The 25530-nt window shown below is 33.4% G+C and carries 22 protein-coding genes; 8 read left to right on the top strand and 14 right to left on the bottom strand.

Translation table 11 applies throughout. From position 1 onward, the window contains the following. The first annotated feature begins 98 nt into the window (after positions 1-98). From RC62_RS04430 to RC62_RS04415, 4 genes are all read left to right on the top strand, one after another. A complete protein-coding gene (locus RC62_RS04430; RefSeq protein WP_055093049.1) occupies positions 99-3158 on the top strand; it encodes a SusC/RagA family TonB-linked outer membrane protein in 3060 nt (1019 codons plus the stop codon). Between the two features lie 16 nt (positions 3159-3174). Continuing rightward, a complete protein-coding gene (locus tag RC62_RS04425) occupies positions 3175-4581 on the top strand; it encodes a SusD/RagB family nutrient-binding outer membrane lipoprotein (protein ID WP_055093046.1) in 1407 nt (468 codons plus the stop codon). Positions 4582-4665: 84 nt separating this feature from the next. Continuing rightward, positions 4666-5400, top strand: a complete 735-nt coding sequence (gene rlmB, locus RC62_RS04420; RefSeq protein WP_055093044.1) for a 23S rRNA (guanosine(2251)-2'-O)-methyltransferase RlmB — start codon at positions 4666-4668, stop codon at positions 5398-5400. Between the two features lie 40 nt (positions 5401-5440). Next, positions 5441-6241, top strand: coding sequence for a DUF2490 domain-containing protein (locus RC62_RS04415; protein ID WP_055093042.1), 801 nt, complete (start codon positions 5441-5443; stop codon positions 6239-6241). A gap of 4 nt (positions 6242-6245) precedes the next feature. On the opposite strand, the gene RC62_RS04410 is transcribed toward RC62_RS04415, so the two are convergent. Continuing rightward, on the bottom strand, positions 6246-6749 hold the full coding sequence (locus tag RC62_RS04410) for a hypothetical protein (protein WP_055093040.1): 504 nt from the start codon (positions 6747-6749) through the stop codon (positions 6246-6248). Between the two features lie 67 nt (positions 6750-6816). Then, positions 6817-7578: a rhomboid family intramembrane serine protease gene (locus RC62_RS04405; protein ID WP_055093038.1), complete on the bottom strand. Its 762-nt coding sequence runs from the start codon at positions 7576-7578 to the stop codon at positions 6817-6819. Positions 7579-7726: 148 nt separating this feature from the next. On the opposite strand from RC62_RS04405, the gene RC62_RS04400 reads away from it, so the two are divergent. Next, positions 7727-9004, top strand: coding sequence for a replication-associated recombination protein A (locus tag RC62_RS04400; RefSeq protein WP_055093036.1), 1278 nt, complete (start codon positions 7727-7729; stop codon positions 9002-9004). A gap of 14 nt (positions 9005-9018) precedes the next feature. On the opposite strand, the gene RC62_RS04395 is transcribed toward RC62_RS04400, so the two are convergent. The 11 genes from RC62_RS04395 to hpt all read right to left on the bottom strand — a co-directional run bounded on the left by RC62_RS04395 (position 9019) and on the right by hpt (position 20143). Continuing rightward, positions 9019-9765 carry a hypothetical protein gene (locus RC62_RS04395; RefSeq protein WP_055093034.1) on the bottom strand — a complete coding sequence of 249 codons (747 nt, stop codon included), beginning with the start codon at positions 9763-9765 and terminating at the stop codon, positions 9019-9021. Between the two features lie 2 nt (positions 9766-9767). Continuing rightward, on the bottom strand, positions 9768-10454 hold the full coding sequence (locus RC62_RS04390; RefSeq protein ID WP_055093032.1) for a YjjG family noncanonical pyrimidine nucleotidase: 687 nt from the start codon (positions 10452-10454) through the stop codon (positions 9768-9770). Between the two features lie 3 nt (positions 10455-10457). Continuing rightward, positions 10458-11150 (bottom strand): RadC family protein, encoded by a 693-nt coding sequence (gene radC / locus RC62_RS04385; protein ID WP_055093030.1) that lies wholly within the window; start codon positions 11148-11150, stop codon positions 10458-10460. Further along, on the bottom strand, positions 11150-11620 hold the full coding sequence (locus RC62_RS04380; RefSeq protein ID WP_055093028.1) for a GNAT family N-acetyltransferase: 471 nt from the start codon (positions 11618-11620) through the stop codon (positions 11150-11152). The genes radC and RC62_RS04380 overlap by 1 nt, the downstream gene beginning before the upstream one ends. A gap of 131 nt (positions 11621-11751) precedes the next feature. Continuing rightward, on the bottom strand, positions 11752-13107 hold the full coding sequence (locus RC62_RS04375; RefSeq protein ID WP_055093026.1) for a UDP-N-acetylmuramate--L-alanine ligase: 1356 nt from the start codon (positions 13105-13107) through the stop codon (positions 11752-11754). 80 nt (positions 13108-13187) lie between these two features. After that, positions 13188-13874, bottom strand: a complete 687-nt coding sequence (locus RC62_RS04370) for a tetratricopeptide repeat protein (RefSeq protein ID WP_055093025.1) — start codon at positions 13872-13874, stop codon at positions 13188-13190. Between the two features lie 110 nt (positions 13875-13984). Continuing rightward, entirely contained in the window at positions 13985-16129 is a 2145-nt protein-coding gene (locus RC62_RS04365) for a S46 family peptidase (RefSeq protein ID WP_055093023.1), read from the bottom strand. Between the two features lie 171 nt (positions 16130-16300). Further along, complete coding sequence (gene obgE / locus RC62_RS04360; RefSeq protein WP_055093408.1) at positions 16301-17302, bottom strand: GTPase ObgE; 1002 nt, start codon at positions 17300-17302, stop codon at positions 16301-16303. A 180-nt stretch (positions 17303-17482) separates the two neighbouring features. Further along, positions 17483-18757: a hemolysin family protein gene (locus RC62_RS04355; protein ID WP_082421223.1), complete on the bottom strand. Its 1275-nt coding sequence runs from the start codon at positions 18755-18757 to the stop codon at positions 17483-17485. A 210-nt stretch (positions 18758-18967) separates the two neighbouring features. Then, positions 18968-19540, bottom strand: a complete 573-nt coding sequence (locus tag RC62_RS04350) for an adenylate kinase (RefSeq protein WP_055093019.1) — start codon at positions 19538-19540, stop codon at positions 18968-18970. A 72-nt stretch (positions 19541-19612) separates the two neighbouring features. Beyond that, positions 19613-20143, bottom strand: a complete 531-nt coding sequence (gene hpt / locus RC62_RS04345) for a hypoxanthine phosphoribosyltransferase (RefSeq protein WP_055093018.1) — start codon at positions 20141-20143, stop codon at positions 19613-19615. Positions 20144-20327: 184 nt separating this feature from the next. On the opposite strand from hpt, the gene RC62_RS04340 reads away from it, so the two are divergent. From RC62_RS04340 to RC62_RS04330, 3 genes are all read left to right on the top strand, one after another. Beyond that, complete coding sequence (locus RC62_RS04340; protein ID WP_055093016.1) at positions 20328-21602, top strand: PQQ-dependent sugar dehydrogenase; 1275 nt, start codon at positions 20328-20330, stop codon at positions 21600-21602. Between the two features lie 215 nt (positions 21603-21817). Beyond that, positions 21818-23914, top strand: a complete 2097-nt coding sequence (locus RC62_RS04335) for a TonB-dependent receptor (RefSeq protein WP_055093013.1) — start codon at positions 21818-21820, stop codon at positions 23912-23914. A gap of 21 nt (positions 23915-23935) precedes the next feature. Next, positions 23936-24487, top strand: coding sequence for a hypothetical protein (locus RC62_RS04330; protein WP_055093011.1), 552 nt, complete (start codon positions 23936-23938; stop codon positions 24485-24487). A gap of 135 nt (positions 24488-24622) precedes the next feature. Here the strand turns inward: RC62_RS04330 and RC62_RS04325 are convergent, their stop codons facing one another. Continuing rightward, positions 24623-25510, bottom strand: a complete 888-nt coding sequence (locus tag RC62_RS04325) for a type IX secretion system membrane protein PorP/SprF (protein ID WP_082421222.1) — start codon at positions 25508-25510, stop codon at positions 24623-24625. Between the last annotated feature and the right edge of the window lie 20 nt (positions 25511-25530).

Genomic DNA, 25530 nt, shown 5'->3' with positions numbered 1-25530 from the left:
ATAGTAAAATCATAATTTAACTAAAAAAAAAGCTTTTTATATTAGGTAGATTAACAAATTATTAAGATTTTTGTCGAACTAATTCAAAATATTTAAAAATGAAACTAAAGTTCAATGGATTCTTAGTACTTTTATTAGTACTAGTTGCGCAACTTACTTTCGCGCAAGAAAGAGCTGTTTCTGGAACAGTTTCTGACAATACAGGAATGCCTTTACCAGGTGTTGGTGTATTAGTTAAAGGAACAAAAACAGGAACGCAAACAGACTTTGATGGTAAATTTACTATCAAGGCATCTTCAAGCCAAGTTTTGGTATTTAGCTACATCGGGATGAAATCTCAAGAAGTAGCTGCAAGTTCAACATCAATTAATGTAAAATTAAAAGATGATTCAGTAGAACTTGAAGGTGTAGTTGTAACTGCATTAGGTATCAAAAAAGATGAGAAAAAACTTGGATACGCTGTATCAAAAGTAACTTCTGACGAAATTAATAAGTCTGGTGAACAAAACGTTCTACAGGCATTAGCAGGAAAAGCTGCTGGTGTTCAGATTATTGGTTCTGGTGGTACTCCGGGTGCTTCTAGTAAAATTATTATTAGAGGAACAAATACTATTAACGGTTCAACCGATCCATTAATTGTAGTGGATGGAATTCCAATTGACAATAGTACAGATCAGACTACAGCTGGAGACAATCCTTTTAATGCTAACTTATCCGGTATTAATAACTCTAATAGAGCATTAGACATTAACCCAAGTGATATTGAAAGTGTTACAATCCTTAAAGGGCCTGCTGCTGCTGCATTATACGGAGCAAGAGCTGGTAACGGAGTTATCATTTACACAACTAAAAAAGGAAAAAATGGTAAAGGTCTTGGAATTGACTTTAGTACTTCATTAGCTATCGACAGAGTTAGTCAATTACCTAACAGACAAGGTAAATACATTCAAGGTACTACAGCAGCAGGAACTGCACCAGATCCAACCACTCCACAAAGCTGGGGACCTTCTGCAGCTTCATTAGGGCTTCCTACATATGACAATGCTGGAAATTTCTTTCAAGATGGTCTTACTCAAACGAATAACATTTCATTCTACGGAGGAGATCAAAAAGCAACTTTTAGAGCTTCTTATGGTAATGTTACTCAAACAGGTATGATTCCTGAGACAGGTTTGAAAAGAAATACTATCAGATTTGCCGGAGATTTAAAACTAAGTGAAAGCTGGAAAGCTGGTGGAAGTATGCAATACACACACACAACAAATACTTTAGCTCAAAATGGTAGTAATACATCAGGAGTAATGTTGAGTTTAATGCGTTCTCCTATTAGCTACGATCTAAGAAATTATATTGATGAAGTTGGAAATAATTTAAATTATTATGCTCCATACGACAACCCATACTTTACTGTAAATGAAAACCCTGCTACAAGTGATGTTAATCGTGTTTTAGGAAACATCTTTTTAACTTACAGTCATGCTGAATGGTTATCTTTAACTGCTAAAGCTGGTATCGATGCATATTCTGATGCCCGTAAACAAGTATATGCTATTTCTTCAAATGGGGATAGTTTAGGTGGAATTGGAGAAGTTGCTTTCAATAGCATTACTAATAAAGATTATTACGGAGATTTAATCGCTACAGGTTTACTTCCATTAAAATCTGACTGGTTAAAAATTAATTATACAGCTGGTCTTAACTTACGTTCTACTCAATACTTAAGTGTATTTTCAAGAGGTAAAGGTTTAGCCGTAAGAGGTTTATATAACTTAGGAAATGCAACAGAATTATATGCGTCTAACGTAGAAGAGAATACTATCTCTAGAGCAGTATTTGCTCAAGTTGATTTTGACATTAAAGATCAACTTTTCTTAACAGGTACTGTTAGAAAAGAATGGTCATCTACTTACGGTGATAATGTACAAAGTGCAGTATTCCCATCAGGAACAGCATCTTGGATCTTATCAAACACTTTTGATTGGTCAAACTACATTAAATTAAGCTATGGTTACGGAGAAGTAGGTATTGCTCCTGCTGCTTATCGTACAGTAAGTGTATTTGGTCAACCAAGTCTAACAGATGGTTTCACTGACGGATTAACTTTCCCTTACAATGGTATAAACGGTATGGCTCCGGCTGGTCGTTTAGGTAACTCAGATTTAAAACCAGAAAGAGTATTAGGTCATGATTTAGGTTTAAGTGCTAAATTTTTAGAAAATCGCTTATCAGTTGATTTAAACTTTTATTACAAAACTTCTAAAGACTTGTTAATTGATATGCCATTGGCTCAATCATCTGGGTATGGTTTAGTGTATAAAAATGCAGCAGAATTAGTTAACAAAGGTATCGAACTTGAATTAGGTTACGACATCTTCAAGAAAAGCAATCCTTTTCAATGGAACATCAACCTAAACTGGGCTAAAAACGAAAATGAAGTTACAAATATTGCTGGTGGTTTAGATGATATTTCTATCGAAGCAGCTTTTGCTTCAATTGGTTATTATGCAGTTAAAGGTCAACCATTAGGAAGTTTTTACGGAACAAAATGGTTACGTGACACAAATGGTCAAATAGTTGTTGGAACTAACGGTTTAGCTAAACTAGATCCACAAACTGGAAACCTAGGAAACTCTGCTCCAGACTGGACAGGTGGTATTAGAAATACATTCTCTTACAAAAGAGTTACTTTATCAGCATTATTAGATATCAGACATGGTGGTGTAGTTTACAATGGTACTGGCGCGAGATTGAACACTATTGGTGTTTCAGAAGCATCAGCTGACAGAGAACACACTTATATTATTCCAGGAGTTAAAGAAGACGGATCAGCTAACGACATTGCAATATCAGCTAAAAGTTACTACCAAAACTTTAAAGGAGATAGTAGCTTAGCTGCTGCTGAAGAAGCCGTAACAGATGTTAACTGGGTTAGATTACGTGACGTAAGTCTTACTTATGATTTCAATGTAAAACAATTTCCATTCTTATCTTCTGCACAATTATCTTTAACTGGAAGAAACTTATGGTTAGACACTAACTATAAAGGAGTTGATCCTGAAACAAGTTTAACAGGAGCAGGATCACGTATTAACGGCTTAGATTATTTTAATAATCCAGGTAGTAAATCATTCATCATGGGTCTACGCGCAAGCTTTTAATTTTAATTAAGAAAAAATGAAAAAATATATAAAAAATATAATTCTTGCAGCTTTTAGCGTTAGTTTACTAGCGGGCTGTCAGACAGAATTAGATACATTTAACGTTAATCCAAATAGCCCTACTACTACTAGTCCAACTTTACTAGTAGCTGCAATGGAACTTGCTACTTTTCAAACTCATAGTAGTGGATTAATGAGAGATTCAGGGATTTTTACACAACATTTACAAGGAACAAACGTAGGACAATTAGGCGCGATTGGTCTTTATACTGTAAATGAGGGCGATGTAAACAATGAGTGGAATTTAATTTACGGAACTACTCTAGTAAACGGTCACATATTAAACCGTGATTTCGAAGCAACTCATCCATACTATAATGGTATCGGTCAGGTTTTGACAGCAATCAATTTAGGATACGCTACAGATATGTGGGGCGATGTTCCTTATGATGAAGCTTTTAATGGAGATGAAGGTAACACGACTCCTAAATATAATACTCAGCAAGAAATCTACGTTAGATTACAAAGCATATTAGATAATGCAATTGCAAATTTATCTAAACCTGAAAGTGCTAATGCAGAAGTACCAGAAGATGATGATTTCATTTTTAACGGAGATACTGAAAAATGGATTAAAGTTGCACGTGTATTAAAGGCAAGATATGCTTTGAGATTAACAGAGGTTGAAGGTAGTACAATTGCTGCTCAAAAAGCTTTGCAATATATCACTGCAGCTAATATGACTTCTAATGATGATGATGCAAATACATTATTTTTAGGTGAGGCTAATTCATTAAACCAATGGAATGCTTTTAATCGTCAACGTGCAAACTACATGAAAATGGGTAAGTATTTTGTTGATTATTTAAATAATAATAATGATCCTAGATTACCTTTCATGGTAGATAAAGATGCCAATGGAACTTATTCAGGAAATGCTCCGGAAGATGATAACTCAGTTAAAACATCTTACATAGGAGGTTATGTAAATCCAAAGTCACAAAGAGGATTTGCTAGTCCTGATTGGCAAATTGGAATTGTAACTTATGCTGAGGCTAAATTCATTGAAGCTGAAGCTAAAGCAAGATTAGGACAACCTGCTCTAGTGGCATTACAGCAAGCAGTAACTGCATCTGTAACCAGCGTTACTGGCGCAGCACCAACACCTGCTTTCTTAGCAGCTGCAACTGCAACTTCTGATGTTGCCAATATCATTCAACAAAAATATATTGCTCTTTTCTTAACAATGGAGCCTTATAATGACTATAGAAGAACTGGATTTCCGGCTTTAGTACCTAATCAAAAATCTGATACAAAAGTAATTCCAGTAAGACTTCCTACTCCATCTGACGAAAGACAATACAATGCTAACGCTACAGTAGTTAGTAATGTAACAACAAAAGTATGGTGGGATAAAAACTAATTTTATCTCGAATAAATATATTAAACCACTCTGTTCATTCAGAGTGGTTTTTTTTTATATAAACATTATACCTATATTTGTCCCATGGAAAAAGAACATCAAATATTTGGAATTAGAGCCATTATAGAAGCAATTCAAGCAGGAAAAGAAGTTGATAAAGTATTTATACAAAAAGAAATTTCTGGAGAATTAATGAAAGATTTAATGAAAGTGATGAAACGCGCCAACATTAATTTCTCCTATGTACCTGTAGAAAAACTAAATCGCCTAACACCAAACAATCATCAGGGAGCTGTTGCGACTATCTCCCCTATTGGTTTTATAGAATTAGAACATTTAGTTGAATCAACAATCGCTTCTGGTTCAAAACCTTTATTTCTAATATTAGATCAAATTTCTGATGCACGAAATTTTGGCGCTATCATAAGAACAGCAGAATGCACTGGTGTAAACGGAATTATTGTTCAAAAAGCGGGTTCAGCACCTGTGAATGGTGATACTGTTAAAACTTCAGCTGGAGCTGTATTTAATGTGCCTATTTGTAAAGTTGAACATATTAAAGATGCTATTTTCTACCTTCAGGGCTCAGGAATTAAAACAGTTGCTGCAACAGAGAAAACAGACCAGAATATTTACGACATAGCATTAAACGAACCAGTAGCAATTATAATGGGATCTGAAGATAGAGGAATAAATCCTTCTGTTCTTAAAATCGTTGATGAAAAAGCAAAATTGCCAATGTTTGGATCAATAGGATCTCTTAACGTTTCTGTAGCTTGTGGAGCATTTTTATACGAAGCTGTACGCCAAAGAAGTTAAATAACCCAAAGAATAAGGTGGCAAACAAATATGATAATTGATGTCTTTAAAACCTATTCAAAACATATTGCTTAAAAAACTTAGTTTAATACTTGTAATATTTTTAATTACAAGTATTAACTATGGGCAAACCACTACCTATAATCAATTTTGGAATGAGATTCAGTTTAACAGGACTATTAATGAAAAATGGTCTACTGAATTAAATCTTGGTGCCGCTTACAGCAGTACAGAATCTTCTTCTAATATCTTTCAACAAAACATACAAAGATCCATTAGAGCTTGGGGGCATTATTATTACTCTCCCCGATGGAAGGTGTCTTCTTTTTTAGCTTATAATTACAACAAGGATGTTCCGGAAATTGGTCAATTTAAATCTCCCGAAATAAGATTTGCTTTACAGGGAATATACTACATTCATAAAACTGGATACACCTTAAGCACCAGAATGAGAATGGAACTAAGACATATGCGAAATGAAGATGGGGACTATGATAATGTTTTACGATATCGTCAACAAATAAAATATTTAAAACCAATTAATAGTAAAATATTAAGAGAAGGGGTTGTTTACATAATAGCTTCAGATGAGCTTTTTTTTAAATCCGGAACGAAAGTTACAGGTCTTAGTTTCTTTGATCGAAACAGATTAAATCTTGGTGCGGGTTATTTATTTTCAGATGATATACAGGTCGAGTTGACTTATGCAAATGAATTTTTACCAAGAGATGAGCAAAATCAAATTGTGAACGCAGCATCATTGACTGTAACTTTTAATAATTTATTCAAAAATCTTAATAAAAAATTACTCCATAAAAACGAAGCTTCAACTGAAGAGTAGTATTTTATTTATCCTCTTTTAATAAACATGCCAATTGTTTTATTATAGCATCTTTATGCAATTTAAAAGTATAATCACGCACAAACTCCGTGCCTTGCATATTAATTTCTGCAAGTACTGCTTCAAACTTAGAAAAAGCAATTAAATCTTTTTCATCTATTAAATAAAGCACTTGCATAATCGAATCATTATGTCTGTACTGTGTATCATAATGACTTAGTTTATATTGTTTTTGGTCAGCCAGATGAATAATTAAATCATCTTTAATTTTTTTACCTTCTTTTCTGGACGGAAAAGGAAATGGTTGCAAGGCTACAAAATAATGTTCCTTATCTGTTACGATATTAATCTTTAATGATTTTGATTTTGTTATATAAAAATCAGCGGGATCAAAATAATACATCATTGTACCATCAGCAAGTACTCTGTTTTTTATTTTACATTGAGCTAATAACGCTGAATTAGTTAAGATCAACAAAACCACAAGTATTAAGTATATCTTCCTCATAACACCTTAAATTAAAATTAGAGCATTAACAAAATTACTCTTTTAATATCAATTTAAATATTGCTACTTATATTTTATCGTCTGATTCTGTTTTGGTTATAGTATAATTAACCGAAAGATTAGAATTAAAGTAGTTATAAGGATTCTCTTCCTCTTCAGGAATTTCTGTATTTACAAAGTTCCCGTTTTCATCAAAATGTTTCATAAAAGCATCCTCCTCAGGATTAAAATCCGGTTTTTGCCAATCATAAACAATAGGTTTTGCATAATCAGGTGTTTTGTAAATTAGAGACATTGCAAATCCTGTAATAAAACCGGCCAAATGTCCTTCCCAGGAAATTGTTTTATCTACATCCGGAAAAACATACCAAATCATTCCTCCATAAAGCAAAACCACCGAAAATGAAAGTGCAACTAATCTATAATAACGGGTTTGAATGCCTTTAAAGAAAATAAAGCTCACCAAAACATAAATTAACCCACTGGCACCAATATGATAATTTTCCCGACCGATAATCCAAGTTATTAAACCTGAAAATAAGATCCCGAAAACAATTACCGAAAAAGATTGTTTTGGATAAAAAAATTGCAATGCTGCTAATAATACTAAAAGCGGAATAGAGTTATTATATAAATGGTCTAAATTTTCATGTATAAAAGGGCTAAACAAAACACCTTGCAAGCCTGAAAAATCACGGGGATAAATTCCGTTTTGATAAAAATCAAAATCAAATCGAATTTGAACCCAATAGATAATCCACAAGAAAAGCACAAAAAATACAGGAAGTCCAATTACTGCATTTGAAAATTTAAAATGATTATCATTCATGTTTAAGAGTGTAGAGAATTATTTGTCATCAAAAAACTATCCAAATACAATTTACTGATATTTTGTCAGCTACAATCTCAATATCCTTTGTTATGATTTGTAACTCTTTAAAACTATTAAATTAAATTGAAAATAGTAATTTTACAAAATGGAAGCACCTTTAGCCGAGCGTATTCGCCCACAACAATTAGAAGATTATATTAGTCAAAGTCATTTGGTTGGACCAAATGGCTCGTTAACGCAACAAATTTCGAAAGGAATAATTCCATCCTTGATTTTTTGGGGTCCGCCTGGAACAGGAAAGACAACTCTTGCTCAAATTATTGCCCAGGAATCAAAACGTCCTTTTTATATTTTAAGTGCCATAAATTCGGGTGTTAAAGACATTCGTGATGTAATCGAAAAAGCGAAACAAAGCGGTGGACTATTTACGGCAAAAAATCCTATTTTATTTATTGATGAGATTCACCGATTCAGTAAATCACAGCAAGATTCTCTTTTAGCAGCAGTCGAAAAAGGGTGGATTACTCTTATTGGCGCAACAACTGAAAATCCAAGTTTTGAAGTTATTCCTGCACTATTGTCACGTTGCCAAGTTTATATATTGAATGCTTTTACAAAAGCAGATTTGGAAGCTTTACTTCATCGGGCAATGAAAACAGACTCTTATTTAGCCTCTAAAAACATCACTTTAAAAGAAACTGAAGCTTTGCTCCGACTTTCTGGCGGAGACGGAAGAAAATTGCTTAATATTTTTGAACTTGTCGTTAATGCATCCTCAGGTGATGAAATAACAATAACAAACGATCGTGTTTTTGAATTAGTACAACAAAATACGGTTTTATACGACAAAAGCGGTGAACAACATTATGATATTGTTTCAGCATTTATAAAATCAATTCGTGGCAGCGATCCAAATGGAGCTGTTTATTGGCTGGCAAGAATGATTGAAGGCGGCGAAGATGTTAAATTTATAGCAAGACGAATGCTCATTCTGTCAAGTGAAGATATTGGCAACGCAAATCCAACGGCTTTTATAATGGCAAATAATACTTTTCAAGCGGTAACAACTATTGGATATCCTGAAAGCCGTATCATATTAAGTCAGTGCGCCATTTACCTTGCCACTTCTCCAAAAAGCAATGCATCGTATATGGCAATAGGGAATGCTCAGCAATTAGTAAAACAAACTGGCGATTTACCTGTTCCTATTCATTTAAGAAATGCACCAACCAAACTTATGAAAGAGTTAGGATATGGTGACGATTATAAATATTCACACGATTATGCCAATAATTTTGCAGAGCAGGAATTTTTACCGGATGCTATAAAAGAAACGGTTCTTTATAATCCCGGAAGCAATTCTAGAGAGAACAGCAATCGTGAATTTTTAAAGAACCGTTGGAAAGATAAATACGGTTATTGAAACCGTATTCTATTTTAGAATTTTACTGATACTTTTTCAGAAACTAATTGATCATTTTTATAATATTCAAAAAACCACTGATTGTCTTTTGCGTTTAATGATCCCTGAATACCATCTTTTATGGCAATAAATGAATCAGGACGTGATGTCTTTAGCAACTTCATAACCACTTTTGGTGTTTTATCGATCAACTGATATCCGTTTTCTGTTGGTTGAGCATATAACAAATTAGGATCTTTCATATCTGCAACCGGAGCTGAGACAGTTGCCACAACGGACTGAGTTGCTACAGGAGCAGACGTTGGAACTGTTGCTGTTTTTGAAGAAGTGAAACTTTTTCCATTGTATTTATAATGCAAAGCATTTACCGAAACAAATGCCAAATCAAGACATTCTCTATAAGCTGTTTCATAATCTTTCTCTTTGCTTTTTCCTATCTCCGAGGTATAAATTACTTTACCGTAACAATCTTTAAATTCAATAAAAAGTTTAGTAATCAAAAAACCACTTTCTTTTTTTACATCAACATACAAAAGATCACAACGATCACCAAAGCCTGAAGGAAGTTCTTCGTTGCCATAAAAAGCCTGAAAACCAGCTTTATTTAAATTTGCCTTTGTCATTGTAGACATTCTATATTGATTTTCAGTCTTAAGAAAATCATATTTCAAAGGTACAATAACCCCTTTATAATCATTAACGGATTGAGAAAATCCAATAACTGAAACAAGAAGCGTAATCAACAAAAATTTAATTCTCATAATTATAAATATTTTTTTAGTTCTAATAAATGGTTTACTTGTTTAATATTTTCTGGAGCATGAACTTTTTTATCATTAAAAAAAATAGCATCCAAACCGGCATTTAATGCTCCGTTGACATCTGCATCAAGGCAATCGCCAATCATTATACTATTTTCTTTTGAGGCTTTAGCAACATTTAGAGCATAATCAAAGATAATACTATTTGGCTTTTTTACGCCCGCAAGCTCAGAATTTGTTATGGTATCAAAATAACCAGAAAGTGAGGCATTGCTAATTTTCTTGTCCTGTACATTGGCAAAACCATTTGTGATGATGTGCAGTTTATATTTTGGTTTTAAATACTCCAGTACTTCAATTGCACCATCAAAAAGGTGATTATTATCGGTTAGGAATTCAATATAATCTTCGGAGATCTGATTAATATCTTCATCTGAGATCTTAACATTTAAGGCATCAAAAGAAAACTTTAATCTATTGTAACGCAATTCTAAATGTGTGATTTTATCGTGTTGATATAACTTCCAGCATTCCTGATTTATAGGAGCATATTTAACTATAAATTCCTGTATTTTAATTTCTGGAAATTTACTTTTAAAAATTCGATCAAAAGCCATCTCTGAGTTTTTATCAAAATCCCAAAGTGTGTGATCTAAATCAAAAAAAACATCGGTAATTGTGGTATTCATAAGCTAAAAAATTCCTTCATCTACAAAACTATAATATTTTGTTTCAGTTATAATCAAATGATCTAAAACTTTAACATCTAAAAGCTCTCCTGATGTTTTTAGTTTCTTTGTAATCTCTTTATCAGCTTCGCTTGGTTTTAAATTACCTGAAGGATGATTGTGGCATAAAACCAACGCAGTAGCACCATTTTCTATAGCTAATTTAAAAACAATACGAACATCAACAATTGTTCCTGTAATCCCTCCTTTACTCAATTTAGATTTAGAAATTACTTTATTAGAATTATTAAGAAAAAGCACCCAAAATTCCTCATGTGGTAATTCTCCAATAATCGGTTGCATAATCTCGAAAACAATTTTACTGGAAGTAATTTTACCTAATTTAGAAGCGTCTTCTGATCTTCTTCTGCGGCCTAATTCTAAAGCTGCTATAATTGTAATTGCCTTAGCGTCTCCAATTCCTTTAAAATTCATTAATTGCAAAATAGATAATTTTGACAGAGCGTGTAAATTATCATTCACACTGGCTAAAATGCGCCTGCTTAAATCAACCGCAGATTCATTTCGGCTTCCCGAACCAATAAGTATAGCAATCAATTCTGCATTGCTTAACGCCTCTTTACCTTTGGTCATTAATTTTTCGCGCGGACGATCTTCTTCAGACCAGTCTGAGATTGCTATGTAAGTTGTACTCATTACAAAAATATCTTAATAGTCTTACTCATGCAAACACTATTCGACAATCCTACGTAAGGCTCATAATTTTCAATGATCGTGAAACCAACTTTCTGATATAAACTTATTGCTTCAATTTGCTTGTAAAGGGTTTCAAGAATCATATTGGCAAAACCTTCGTTTCTTGCTTTTTCTTCAAGTTCTTTGATTACTAATTGAGCTAAACCTAAACCTCGTGCCTCAGGTAAAACAAACATTCGTTTTAACTCTACTGTATCTTGATTATATTTTTTAAAACAGCCACTTGCAACGGCTTTTCCTTCAAAATAAATCAGAATAACATTTGCATTAAATTCTATTAAATTATTACCCCAGTAATCCTTTTTGAGTTCAGGATATCGTTCCCATAAAAAGGTGTCAAATATTTTGATCAGGGATATAAAATCCGGATTTTCGCTTGTTGTTTCTACAACATTTATTTTTGCTTTCATTTACTATATTCTAAAGGGCTAATATATCTAAAAATAAGAAAAATCATTCATAAATTACAAAATAGTATTTAAAAAAAATGCCAACTACAAAATTACAATTGGCACATTATTTCATTTTCAAATGTGATTGACTAATTAATCAATCCTTTTACTTCATCAAAATTTAATCCTCCGTAATTTCCTGAACTCATTAACAATAAAGCCGAATTATCAAGATTTAAGTTAAATAGATATTCTTTAAATTCTGCCGGATTGGTATAAATAATCAAATCTTCACGATTAAAAGAACTTGCAATTTGCTCATAAGTTACTTCTTCTAATTGTTTAATTTTAACTGCATCAGGAGAATAAAAAACTACTGCAACATCTGCGTATTCTAATGCTCCTTCATATTCTTTCAGGAATTCAGCATTTAAACTACTATAAGTATGTAATTCTAAACATGCTATCAATTTTCTGTCAGGATATTGTTCTTTTACCGCTTTTGTAGTCGCAGCGACTTTACTTGGTGAATGTGCAAAATCTTTATATGCTACTTTTCCTTTTCCTTCTGCAATTTTTTCTAAACGCTTAGATGCTCCTTTAAAACTAGCAATAGCTTCGTAGAAATCGGCTTCGTCAACGCCCATGTTTTGGCAGATCCATTTGGCTCCGGCAAGATTATTTAAGTTATGTCCCCCAAAAACTTCGATTGGCATATCGCCTTCAGGAGTTTCTAATAAAGTTACACCATCACTTACACTATATTTTGGAGTAGAATATGCTAATTTACGAATTGGGTTCGTAGCTGCTTCAGCAACACGTTTTACTTCAGAATCGTCTTCGTTATAAACCAAAATTCCGCCATTTGTAATTTTAGCAATAAAAATCTCGAATTGTTCTACATAGTTTTCATACGTAGGAAACACGTTGATATGATCCCAGGCAATTCCTGAAATCAATGCAATATTGGGTTGATATAAATGAAATTTAGGACGTCTGTCTATAGGAGAAGACAGATATTCATCCCCTTCTAAAACCATAAAATCGTTTTCTTCAGTTAGATGAACCATCGTGTCGAAACCTTCAAGCTGTGCTCCTACCATATAATCAACTTCGATATTATGATAATGCATCACGTGTAAAATCATCGAAGTGATGGTTGTTTTACCATGAGAACCACCAATTACAACACGCGTTTTATTTTTAGATTGCTCGTATAAAAACTCAGGATAAGAATAAATTTTCAAACCCAATTCCTGTGCTTTTAGCAATTCAGGATTATCTGCTTTTGCATGCATTCCAAGAATTACAGCCTCAATATCGGCAGTAATTTTTTCAGGAAACCAACCTAATTCAGCTGGTAAAATTCCTTTTTTATCTAATCTTGATTTTGATGGTTCAAAAATAGCATCATCACTACCTGTTACCTGATATCCTTTGTTATGCAATGCTAATGCTAAATTGTGCATGGCACTTCCGCCAATGGCGATGAAATGTGTTTTCATTTAAAATTCCAATTTTTAAGTTCTAAATTCCAATTATTACTTCGAATTTAGTCCCGAAGCTTCGGGATGAGATTTGATTATTACGACTCAAATTTTCTTTTCAATTCCTGTGCCTTTTTAGGGTCTTTTAATTTATTCAAATATAAATTATATAATTTTTGAAATGTGACTTTTGATTTACCAATTTCATTGGCTTTCACATAATTTTTTTCGGCTAGAGTGTATCTTTTAAAATATTCCTCGATTCTTCCTCTTGACAAATATCCATCTACTGGAGAAAACTGTGCGAGTTCATTAGAATATGAAATTGCCTTAGATTCACTACCTCCTAAAATTCCGGGTAATTGCAAATATATTTCAATCAAAGCCCATCTTGCCTGAACATGTTTTGGATTGATTTCTATAGCTTTTTCAAACGCTTCTTTCATGTCGCCAACCATACCAAAAGCCTTCAACTTATTTACTTCCATGGCTCGCATTGCTAAACAACCGCCGTACTTAAAAAAATAATCTGCAACAGTTGGCTTTAAAATCTTTAGTTTCTTAAAATATTCAGCTCCTTTTACCCACTCTTTTTGATGTGCTGCAATTTCTCCCAAATACTCCATTGTTTTAATATCCGAAGGTTTTGTTTTTAAAACTCCTTCAAAAAGAACTTGTGCTTCGTCATATTTTTTGACATGAAATAACTTTTCCGCTTTATCAAAATTAGATTGTGACCAAGTACAAATTGGCACAAATAAAAAAAAGAAGAGCAGCTTTTTCATGCTTCAAAAATAATGAAATATAACATGCACATCTAGTTTATCGATAATTAAGTACTCAAAAAAAAACCGTCTTGTTTACACAAGACGGTTTTTAATTAAATCAAAAAATATTACTTAACAATAGTCAATTCATCAATAATATTTTTAGCTCCGGCATATTTATCAATAATCCAAAGTACGTAACGAATATCTACGTTAATTGTTCTTTGCAATTTTGGATCAAAAATAACATCTCCAGCCATCGCTTCGATGTTACCATCAAAAGCAATCCCTATTAATTCTCCTTTTCCGTTAAGAACCGGCGAACCTGAGTTTCCTCCTGTAATATCATTATCTGTCAAAAAGTTTACTGGCATATATCCTGCTTTATCAGCATATTGTCCGTAATCTTTTGCTTTGTTTAATTCTAACAAACGAGCTGGTAAATCAAATTCCTGATCTCCTGCTTTATACTTTTTAACCATACTTTCCATGGTTGTATAATTGTTTATTGTAGCATCATTACGAGGATCTGCAGGTAAAGCACGAACTTTTCCGTAAGTCAGTCTCAAAGTTGAGTTAGCATCAGGATATTGAATCGCATTTAGTTTTGACTCTCTTAATCCTTCAACTAATTCGCGATAAGCCGTTGCAAAACTATCATCAGATTTAATCTGATCATCTGTTTTAGCACGATATTTTGTCATTAAATCATTAGATATAATATACAAAGGATCGTGTACAATTGCTAACGGTTTAGGATTTGCCATAAATGCTACTACTTTTTCTTTAGTAGTAAAATAACTGATTTCAGTTGCCTTTGTAACATCTGCCGTAAAATCACCATTGTTTTCTGATTTCATTTTAGCGATTTGTGTACCTAAACCATATTCAGCTCCTTTTGAAGTATATAAATTTAACTGTGCGATTAATACATCTTTTTCAAGTGGCGCATAAAATTCACCATATATATTATCGATCATTGCATTAATCTTAGGCAGCATTTCCGCTTTCTTAGCGTCATTCTCATTGTAATAAGCAATTAATGCGTTTCCAAGAGTTGATGGGCCGGCTGCGTAACCTGAAGTACGTAAAAGTTGTGATAAATAATTATCGTGAGTAGCTTTTAAGTTCGTTTGTCTGTAATAATCGTTGATCGTAGGAATTACATTTTCGTATTTTTCCTTATTAGCCGGTTTAGTTGCCCATTCATAGAACTTATCTTCTTGGGCCGTTTTAACATCTACCGTTCCGGCTTTTGTTAAAGCATCTATCATACCCTGGCGGTTTTTCCAATAATTAGCTGTCGAAGCATATTTAGATGCATATTGCAAACGTACAGTTGCATCTTTGTCCATATACTTTTTCATTACATCCATTCCGGTTTTAGCACCTTCAACCCACGCAGGATAAGCAAATTTTATATTTTGCTCGATTCCTCCTGCCGGCATCCAACGGTTTGTTCTTCCAGGATATCCTAAAATCATCGCAAAGTCGTTTTCTTTTACACCTTTAATACTTACAGGTAAGTAATGTTTAGGCTGCAAAGGCACATTATTTTTTGAATATTCTGCTGGATTTCCATCTTTATCAGCGTATACTCTAAACATAGAGAAATCTCCGGTTTGACGTGGCCATTCCCAGTTATCAGTATCTCCACCAAATTTACCTACACTTTCCGGCGGTGTTCCAACTAAACGAACATCTGTATAATCCTGGTAAACGAAATAATAGTATTCATTTCCCTGAAAGAAAGGACGAACAGAAACGGTATATTTTCCACCTTCATTATTTTCTTTTTCGATCAGATTGATTTCTTGCTGAATAATTTTATTTCTTTCAGTTTCTGTCATTTTATCATTTACTTTAGATAAAATTCTTTTAGAAACATCATCCATACGAACAAAGAAACGAACGTATAATGATTTTGGTTTCATTTCAGCACTTTTTTCCTTCGCCCAAAAACCATCTTTCAAATAGTTTTGTTCTGCTGTAGAAAGTTCAGCAATTGCATTATACCCACAGTGATGATTGGTTAAAACTAATCCGTTTTTCGAAACGATTTCAGCAGTACAACCTCCGTTAAACTGCACAATCGCATCTTTTAAACTATGATGATTAATACTATAAATTTCTTCGGCTGTTAGTTGCAAGCCCATTTTTTCCATATCTCTATGGTTCAATCTTTCGATAAACATCAAAAACCACATTCCTTCATCAGCTTTTACAGGAAAAGCCATTAGGCACATGGTTAAGAATAAAACTACTTTTTTCATGTTATTTTGTTTAAGTGATGCGAATATAAGTCATTTTCGCAATTATATCTATTCAAAGAACATCAAAAATGAACATGCGTGGAATTTATTTACGTTTTATTACGAATTTAACAAAATAGAAAAGGTGTTCTGTTTCCAGAACACCTTTTGTTATTAAAACGACTTAATTATTTACTCGTTTAACATTTTCCAAAGTTTATCTTTAAGATCGGTCAAACCTTGTTGGGCTACCGATGAAATAAACATATAAGGAATATCTTTGAAAGCAACATCAAGCTCTACTTTTAATTCGGCTTTAAGTTCATCATCCAGCATATCGCATTTTGAGATTACTAAAAGACGCTCTTTATCTAACATTTCAGGGTTGTATTTTGTTAATTCGTTAACCAAAATATCATATTCTCCTTTAATATCCGGTGTATCAACTGGAACTAAAAACAATAATGTTGAGTTACGTTCAATGTGTCGAAGGAAATAATGTCCTAAGCCTTTTCCTTCTGCAGCACCTTCGATAATACCCGGAATATCGGCAATTACAAAAGATTGGAAATCCCTGTAAGCTACAATTCCTAAGTTTGGTTTTAAAGTTGTAAAAGGATAATCAGCAATTTTTGGTTTCGCAGAAGTCAACACAGACAGTAAAGTTGATTTTCCAGCATTAGGAAATCCTACTAATCCAACATCTGCTAGTACTTTAAGTTCTAAAATCACATCCATTTCTACTCCTGGCAAACCAGGCTGAGCATATCTTGGTGTTTGATTGGTTGAACTTCTAAAGTGCCAGTTTCCTAAACCTCCTTTTCCTCCTTTTGAAAGAATTCTTTTTTCTCCATCCTCAGTGATTTCAAATAAAGTTTCTCCGGTTTCTTTATCTTTTACGACAGTCCCTAAAGGAACTTCGATAAATTTATCTTCTCCATCAGCACCTGTACTACGATCTCCTCCTCCATCTCCACCGTGACCGGCTTTGATATGGCGAGCAAATTTTAAATGAAATAATGTCCACAAACCTTTATTCCCAACCAAATACACGTGTCCCCCACGGCCACCATCACCTCCGTCCGGGCCTCCTTTTTCAATAAATTTCTCTCTATGTAAATGTGTAGATCCTTTTCCTCCCTTTCCGGAAGAAACATATATCTTAACATAATCTACAAAATTTCCTTCTGTCATTTTCTTTTTGTTTATGTATAGTTTAAAGTTTAAAGTTTCAGGTTTCAAGTTTGCGCAATGCATTTAACTTGAAACCTGAAACATAATAAAACCTCAAACAAATTTTTATTCTCAGTATCAATATCAGTTTTCAGTGCAAACTGCGACTAAAAACTGAGAATGAAAACTATTTTATTTTCGTTACTCTTTAAGTGTTTTCACCAACACTTTATCAATCTTTACGCCATCCATATCGATGACTTCTAACACAAATTTTTGCCAGATTAATTTTTCGCCTTCTTTTGGAATATGAGAAAGCTCAGTCATAATCATTCCGCTTACGGTATTTACTTCATAATCATTTGTCAATTCGTCTAACTCAAAATAAGTTAGGAAATCGTGTAATGAATAATGCCCGTCTACCAACCACGAACCATCTTCTCTTTCTATAAGTTGAAATTCATCTTTATAAAAATCAGATGCATCACCTACTAAAGCTTCAAGAATGTCATTTAAGGTAATAATTCCTTGAAAAACACCGTATTCATCAGAAACTAACGCATAATGAACTCCTGTTTTCTTAAAATTCTCAAGTGCTTTATATGCTGTTGTCTGCTCCATTAAATATGGAGGATCTGTCATTATTGCACCCAAATCGAAATGATCACTTTCGATGTTGGCAAATATATTTTTTAAGGTTACAATTCCTACAATATCATCATAATTGTCTCTGTAAACCGGATAAACGGTATGTAAATCCATTAAGACAAGTTCTTTTATTTTTGCTTTATCAGCAGTAAAAGGCAACATGTCGACAGATTTACGGTGCGTCATTAAAGAATTAACTTTTCTGTCTCCAATATGAAATACGCGCTCTACGATATCTTGTTCAATTTCCTGAACTTCTCCACCTTCTGTACCTTCTTTTATGATTGCTTTGATTTCTTCTTCGGTAACTTTTCCATCAGCTGAAGGTTTTATTTGCAAAACATTTAATAAAAAATCTGTAGATGTAGTAAGCAGCCAAATAAATGGCGCTGTAATAATCGAAATAATCTTCATTGGCATTGCTACCATTTTAGCAATCGATTCCGGATAATTCAATCCAATTCGTTTTGGCAGTAATTCTCCTAAAACTAAGGAAAAAAATGTAAGTACTACAACTACAATCCCAACTGCAACTGAATGCGCGTATGGTTTTAAAACTGCAAATCCGCTTACAAATGTTTCTACATCTACGGTGATTTTGTCCCCACTATAAATACCTGTCAAAATCCCGATAAGGGTAATTCCAATTTGCACTGTAGATAAAAATTTATTTGGCGAATTGGCTAAATCGAGTGCAATCTTAGCACTTTTGTTTCCTTTTTTTGCGGCAGTTTCGAGTCTATTTTTTCTTGCTGAAATAAGGGCAATTTCAGACATGGAGAAAACTCCGTTTAATAGTATCAGAAAAAATATTATTAGTATTTCCAATTTGTGGTTTATTCGTTATTGAATCGTTCGTTAAATGCAATTTGTAACCTAAATATAATAGCCAGACAGAAGAGAAAAGCGCTGAGCTAAAAAAACTAATTTTTCTTACCGGAAAACAGCAACCCGAAGGAAGCTCGCTTTTTGGTTAGAAAAATAGTCTTTTCACGTCCCGATAGCTATCGGTATGTAACGCACAGCTCGAAAAAGCTTCTACAAATTATCTATAACTGACGTTAATCGCTCTGTAATTTCTTCAATAGTTCCAATACCATTTACGGCATAAAACTTGTTTTGTTCTTTATAATATCCAATAAGGGGAGCCGTTTTCTCATTGTATTCCTGATATCTCACACGAATTTTCTCTTCGTCCTGATCATCTACTCTACCACTTGTTTTTCCTCTTTCTAATAAACGCGCTACCAAAATTTCATCATCAGCTTCTAATGCAATTGTTGCTGTAACACTTGACCCAATCGTTGGTAAAAATTTATCCAGGGCTTTTGCCTGATCTAAAGTTCTTGGATAACCATCAAACAAAAAACCAGCTGTATCAGGATGTTTGTTTACTTCGTCTATTAACATTGCTGTTGTAACTTCGCAAGGAACCAATTCTCCATTGTCCATAAAAACTCTTGCTTTTTTACCTAAATCTGTATCATTTTTTAAATTAAAACGAAAAATATCTCCTGTTGAAAGATGTGTTAATTTGTATTTTTCTTTTAAAAATTCTGCCTGAGTTCCTTTTCCTGCTCCCGGCTTTCCAAATAAAACAATATTAATCATAATATGAGTGAGTGTTGTTACTTCTGTTTTTTATAAGAAGTTTTAAATGAATATATAGTTGTGTGTGTTTAATTATTCTGCCAATTTATATACCTCGGATAAGTTTCGTCCTAAACCATCGTAGTCTAATCCGTAACCAACGATGAATTTATTTGGGATCCTGATTCCGATATAATCTATTTTAATGTCTTTTTTATAAGCCTCTGGTTTAAAAAACAATGTAGCAACTTTAAAATGTTTTACATTTTGCGCTTTAAATAGATGCTTTAGTTCTTCGATCGTATTTCCGGTATCGATAATATCTTCGATGATAATTACGGTTCTTCCCGATAAATCCTGATTAATACCAATTAATTCTTTTACGGTATTGGTAGTTTCTGTTCCTTCGTATGATGCCATTTTGATAAATGAAACCTCACAAGGACTTTTATATTTCTTAAGAAAATCAGCAACGACCATAAATGCACCATTTAAAACACCAATAAAAATTGGAGTATCGTCACCAAAATCATCTTCTACTTGTGCAACTATTTTAGTTAAAGCAAAATCAATTTCTTTGGCCGAAATAAACGGAACAAATTGTTTATCGTGAAGTTGTATCATTATTTTTATGTTTAAAATAATGGGCAAAGATACAGAATTAGAACTAAACTGTAAGTATCAAAATAGGCTGGACACATATTTTTTTAAGAATGTTAAATATCACTTAATATTTACAAATCTTTTCTTGCAACTATTTTTAATTTTACTAAATTGTTGTACTATAAACCATTAACCCCGAATACAAATGAAGACTAAGGCACAAATACTTTCAATATCATTATTAGCAATATTAACGGCTTGTAACGGGCAGGTAAAAAAAGAAGAAAAAGAAGCTCTGGCAAAACAACCCAACTCGGTTGTAAAAACAGCAATTGGCGATCTGACATTACCTCCTCCTTATGCAACAGAATCTAAAACCAACAATAGTAAAGTTATTGGCTGGCCTGAAGGAAAAACACCAATTGCGCCTGAAGGTTTCACCGTTACAAAATTTGCAGATGGTTTCCAGAATCCGCGTTGGACGTATATTGCACCAAACAATGATATTTTTGTGGTAGAAAGCGGTACAAGAACCAGTAAAAATCAAATTACCGTTTTGCGTGACAAAGACAAAGATGGAAAGTTTGAAACAAGGGAAGTTTTTATAAAGGACCTGAACAAACCTTTTGGAATGTTGGTGTTAAAAGACTTTTTCTATATCGCTAATACTGATGGATTATATCGATATCCTTATAAAAACAATCCGCTGAAATTAGAAACACAAGGAACCAAAATCCTTGAACTTCCTGCCGGTGGATATAACAATCACTGGACAAGAAATATAATTGCAAATCCTGAAGGAACAAAAATTTACGTTTCAGTGGGTTCAGGAAGTAATGTTGGTGAAAACGGAATGGACAAAGAAGTCCGTCGTGCTGACATTCTTGAAATTAATCCTGACGGAACAGGCGAAAAAATTTATGCAGCCGGACTTAGAAACCCTGTTGGAATGGACTGGAATCCTGCAAACAAAGAGCTTTGGACCGCAGTTAACGAACGTGATGAATTAGGAGATGATCTTGTTCCTGATTATGTAACGAGTGTAAAAAGAGACGGTTTCTATGGTTGGCCTTACTCTTACTACGGAAATATTGCTGACCCAAGAATGAAGGGCGAACGCAAGGATTTAGTATCAAAAGCCATTGTTCCTGATGTTCCGGTTGGAGCACACACAGCTTCTCTTGGATTGGCTTTTTACACTAAAGATGCTTTTCCTGCAAAATACAAAAATGGAATTTTCGTAGGCCAACACGGTTCCTGGAATCGTGCTAAAATATCAGGCTATAAAGTAGTCTTCGTTCCTTTTGCAAACGGAAAACCTTCAGGAAAACCAGAAGATTTTTTAACCGGTTTTATTTCCAATGCTGATAAAGCTGAAGTTTATGGACGACCAGTTGCCGTAACAGTTACGCCAGACGGATCACTTTTGGTTAATGATGATAGTGGAAATACAATTTGGAAGGTAACGGCAAATAAGTAAATTCCAATTCTTTTAAATTCCAATTTTAATGAGAATTCAAAACACATAATTTTACCACAAAGAACGCAAAGTTTTTTTTTAAAATCTCGCAAAGTCGCAGAGTCGCAAAGAAAATAAAACTTTGCGCCTTCGCGACTTTGCGAGTAAATTAACTACAGATTAAAAAAACTTTGCGCTCCTTTCGGTTCATTTTTTTATGCTCAACAAACTCTTTTATGATTTTAAAAAAATATTGTTTTCTCTTTTTTGTGTTTTGCGTTTTTCAAAATAGTAAAGCGCAAGAAAAGGAAAGTAAAACTATCGATTCTGTAAAAACTCAAAAATTAGATGAAGTATATATAAGTTCGCTTCATGTTAATAATAGATTGCAAAATACACCCGCTTCTATTGGCGTTTTATCAAAAAAAGATCTTCTGCAAAATAATGCTACAGATATTACCACTGTAATTAATACAATTCCGGGAGTTTTTATGCAATCTTCCAATTTTACAACTACCCGAATTTCAATTCGGGGTATTGGTGCAAGATCTCCTTATGGCACCAATAAAATCAGGGCATTTTATGGCAGTATTCCGTTAACTTCAGGAAACAGTGAAACGGTTATTGATGATATTGATTTAGAAAATATTGGCCAGATCGAAGTGATCAAGGGGCCTCTTTCGAGCATTTATGGTGCAGGTCTTGGTGGGGCGATCTTAATTTCACCTCAACTTTCAAAAACAAATGGAGAAAATGCGAGCGTTAGTAGTGTTTTTGGTTCGTTTGGATTACTTAAAAATAGTTTGAATTATAGTCTGAATGAGAAAAGTTCAAGTCTTAATATCAGTTACCATAATCTAAAAACCGATGGATGGCGAGAAAACAGTTCGTACAAACGTGAAGGCGTTACCGTGGCAGGAGAATTATTCAAAAAAGAAAATAGCAAGCTTACTTATTTTTCGAATTACACCTATTTAAAAGCTTACATTCCGAGTTCTATAAGTAAGGAAGTATTTAATAGTAATCCAAAATCGGGAGCTCCAACCTGGGTAGCTTCAAAAGGATTTAAGGAATACAAATCGACTCTTGCTGGATTGGCTTATGATTTTAAGATCAATGAAAATCTGAATAATTCAACATCTGTTTTTGTCAATTATAAGGACAGTAATGAGCCAAGACCTTTTGACGTTTTACGTCAATATACTTTTGGAACTGGCGGAAGAACGCAATTTTCAGGAAAATTTAAAACAGGAAAAACAGAAAATCAATTTATTGCCGGAATCGAATATTTTACCGATAATTATAACGGAAACACTTTTGAAAATCTTTACAAAACCAATAATGGTCAAGGAAGTTTACAAGGAAATCAACTTACTGAAACCGATCAGAAAAGGCATTTCTATAATATTTTTTCACAAATAAGGACTTTACTTTCTGATCAGTTCGAAATTCAGGCAGGATTAAATTATAATGAAACGCATTTTGAGTTAACGAACTTTCTTCCAGCCAAAACGACAACTGAAAAGTACCGTTATAATGGGATTTTTTCTCCACAATTATCTTTCCTGTTTAAAGCTAATCAGGAAAGAACATTATATTTCTCAGCAAGTCGCGGTTTTTCATTACCTGCTACCGAAGAAACACTTACAAGTTCCGGAAATATCAATCCGGATATAAAACCTGAAAGCGGTTATAATTTTGAGGCTGGTGGAAAATTCTACTTTTTCAACAAAAATTTATATACGGAATTTGCTGTTTATCGAATGGAAATAAAAGATTTATTGGTAGCCAAAAGAATTGGCGATGATCAATATGAAGGTATAAATGCAGGCAAAACTTTTCATGAAGGAATCGAATTTTCTGCAAAACACAATTGGTCAATCAACCGTTTTTTTACTTTAAATTCTTTTGTTGCCGCTTCTTTAGGCAAATATGAGTTTAAAAAATTTGTCGACAGCGGAAAGGATTATTCCGGAAATAAGTTAACCGGAGTTGCGGCGAATAAAGTAAATGCGGGAATAATTTTAAATACTTCTTTGGGTATTTATTTTTCTGCTGATTTTCAGTTTACAGATAAAATCCCCTTAAATGATACTAATTCTGCTTATTCAGATTCATATCATATTATTAATTTAAAAACAGGATATCGATTAGAAATTCTGCCGAATTTAAATACGAATCTGGCTTTTGGTATTAATAACGTAACTGATGAAAAATATGCTTCTATGATTTTACCCAATGCCGTTGCGGTTGGCAACACAAGTCCACGATATTATTATCCCGGACTTCCTGTAAATTATTATGGAAGTATTTCATTAAATTACTTATTTTAGATGTGCACTAAACCTAAAAAGATGTCGTCTGAATTACAAACAAAACTCGACTACGTAAATGCTTACCGGGAAAACCGACTTATGGCGGCGCAAAACGTTTTAGAAAACCAGTATTTATTTAATGAATTAATTTCTATTTGTTTTTCTCCATCAAACAAAAACAATCATAAAGCATGTTGGATTCTGGAATTTGTCTCTTACGAAGAATTACTCTGGCTGCAGCCTCATCTTGATTTCTTTTGTTCTAATCTGAAAGTTTTAAAAGATGAAAGTTCGATTAGACCAATTGCTAAAGTGGTTCAGCTTTTAGTAAAATCACATTACAAGAAAAATGAAAACAGCATTTTACTTTCCGAAGAAAATCTGCAGGATTGTATTGAGGCTTCTTTTGACTGGCTGATCAATGATGTAAAAGTTGCTACAAAAGCATATTCAATACGAACTTTGTATGTTCTGGGAAATCATTACGACTGGATTCATCCTGAATTGCAGATTATATTAAACAAAGATTATGCAGATCATTCTGCTGCTTACAAAGCCGTTGCTAAAGAAGTTTTGAAGAAAATAGGATAAAATCTAATTTTAAATTTTTTATCTGTTTGTATAAAATCAAAAGAGGACATCTATAATAGATGTCCTCTTTTTTACTACTCAAAATAAAAATAAAACTAAATCCTCGCTGAATAATTTTATATAATTGGGGATTTATTAAAACTTAAAGCGAAGAAAAAATTCATTTGAGTTTTTAGCACTTGCAATTGCACTGCCAATTCCGGTTTCGTAAGCATAACCTAGCATTAAGCGCTCGCTGATAGTTAAACCCGCTATTGCCGCATAAGCATTATTAATTCTATAGCTTCCTCCTACTTCCAGGAATTTCTCTATTTGAAGCATTAAATTAATATCTACAGAAAGTGGTGCACCATTTACATAACGCATCATGAATGAAGGTTTTAAAACTAAAGCTGTTGCTGTTTCAAAATCATAATCATAACCACTGCTTAAATAAACGTGAGCTCTGTCTGTAGCTACAGAAGTATAACCGTCTTTATTTTTTGCACGTTCAGTATTTAACATTCTTGGGACAGAAAGGGATACGAAAAATTTGTCATTTTTTAATAAAGCTCCAACACCTACATTTGGATTAAACTGATTGATGGTAACCAAAGCAGGATCTGACTGAGGCGAGTAAGTTTCAAGCCCTGAAGTATTAACATTGTAGAAATTACCTCCGGCTTTTACTCCTAAATACAAATCAGTAAGAGCACCTACCTGAAGTTTATAAGAGAAATCAATTCCTAATTGGGTTTGTTTTTCGATAAAGGTTTTATCATAAACCATAGAAAGACCTACTCCAAGATTACTTCCTACTGATGTTCCAAAAGAAACAGCCTGCGTTTGAGGTGCATCTTTAATCCCTGTCCATTGCTGACGAATTGTACTCACTAAAACAGTTTCTCCGTTAACACCTGCATAGGCCGGATTCACAATATTCATATGATAACGATATGTTGTCAGAAGACTTTCTTGTTGGGCAAAAAGCATACTACTAAAAAGTAGTAATGCTCCCGCCAATATATTTTTGATTATTTTCATTTCTAAAATTTTATTTTTTT

Origin of the sequence: Flavobacterium aquidurense (genome assembly GCF_001404985.1) — a bacterium.
GTDB lineage: Bacteria > Bacteroidota > Bacteroidia > Flavobacteriales > Flavobacteriaceae > Flavobacterium > Flavobacterium aquidurense_B.
The sequence above is the reverse complement of the archived record's forward strand: the minus strand, read 5'-3'. Positions and strand labels throughout refer to the sequence as shown.

What these genes read in the sequence shown, in the direction of transcription:
- RC62_RS04430 (WP_055093049.1), top strand. Translation starts at nt 99, where the DNA reads ATGAAACTAAAGTTCAATGGATTCTTAGTACTTTTATTAGTACTAGTT.
- RC62_RS04425 (WP_055093046.1), top strand. Translation starts at nt 3,175, where the DNA reads ATGAAAAAATATATAAAAAATATAATTCTTGCAGCTTTTAGCGTTAGT.
- rlmB (WP_055093044.1), top strand. Translation starts at nt 4,666, where the DNA reads ATGGAAAAAGAACATCAAATATTTGGAATTAGAGCCATTATAGAAGCA.
- RC62_RS04415 (WP_055093042.1), top strand. Translation starts at nt 5,441, where the DNA reads ATGTCTTTAAAACCTATTCAAAACATATTGCTTAAAAAACTTAGTTTA.
- RC62_RS04410 (WP_055093040.1), bottom strand. Translation starts at nt 6,749, where the DNA reads ATGAGGAAGATATACTTAATACTTGTGGTTTTGTTGATCTTAACTAAT.
- RC62_RS04405 (WP_055093038.1), bottom strand. Translation starts at nt 7,578, where the DNA reads ATGAATGATAATCATTTTAAATTTTCAAATGCAGTAATTGGACTTCCT.
- RC62_RS04400 (WP_055093036.1), top strand. Translation starts at nt 7,727, where the DNA reads ATGGAAGCACCTTTAGCCGAGCGTATTCGCCCACAACAATTAGAAGAT.
- RC62_RS04395 (WP_055093034.1), bottom strand. Translation starts at nt 9,765, where the DNA reads ATGAGAATTAAATTTTTGTTGATTACGCTTCTTGTTTCAGTTATTGGA.
- RC62_RS04390 (WP_055093032.1), bottom strand. Translation starts at nt 10,454, where the DNA reads ATGAATACCACAATTACCGATGTTTTTTTTGATTTAGATCACACACTT.
- radC (WP_055093030.1), bottom strand. Translation starts at nt 11,150, where the DNA reads ATGAGTACAACTTACATAGCAATCTCAGACTGGTCTGAAGAAGATCGT.
- RC62_RS04380 (WP_055093028.1), bottom strand. Translation starts at nt 11,620, where the DNA reads ATGAAAGCAAAAATAAATGTTGTAGAAACAACAAGCGAAAATCCGGAT.
- RC62_RS04375 (WP_055093026.1), bottom strand. Translation starts at nt 13,107, where the DNA reads ATGAAAACACATTTCATCGCCATTGGCGGAAGTGCCATGCACAATTTA.
- RC62_RS04370 (WP_055093025.1), bottom strand. Translation starts at nt 13,874, where the DNA reads ATGAAAAAGCTGCTCTTCTTTTTTTTATTTGTGCCAATTTGTACTTGG.
- RC62_RS04365 (WP_055093023.1), bottom strand. Translation starts at nt 16,129, where the DNA reads ATGAAAAAAGTAGTTTTATTCTTAACCATGTGCCTAATGGCTTTTCCT.
- obgE (WP_055093408.1), bottom strand. Translation starts at nt 17,302, where the DNA reads ATGACAGAAGGAAATTTTGTAGATTATGTTAAGATATATGTTTCTTCC.
- RC62_RS04350 (WP_055093019.1), bottom strand. Translation starts at nt 19,540, where the DNA reads ATGATTAATATTGTTTTATTTGGAAAGCCGGGAGCAGGAAAAGGAACT.
- hpt (WP_055093018.1), bottom strand. Translation starts at nt 20,143, where the DNA reads ATGATACAACTTCACGATAAACAATTTGTTCCGTTTATTTCGGCCAAA.
- RC62_RS04340 (WP_055093016.1), top strand. Translation starts at nt 20,328, where the DNA reads ATGAAGACTAAGGCACAAATACTTTCAATATCATTATTAGCAATATTA.
- RC62_RS04335 (WP_055093013.1), top strand. Translation starts at nt 21,818, where the DNA reads ATGATTTTAAAAAAATATTGTTTTCTCTTTTTTGTGTTTTGCGTTTTT.
- RC62_RS04330 (WP_055093011.1), top strand. Translation starts at nt 23,936, where the DNA reads ATGTCGTCTGAATTACAAACAAAACTCGACTACGTAAATGCTTACCGG.
- RC62_RS04325 (WP_082421222.1), bottom strand. Translation starts at nt 25,510, where the DNA reads ATGAAAATAATCAAAAATATATTGGCGGGAGCATTACTACTTTTTAGT.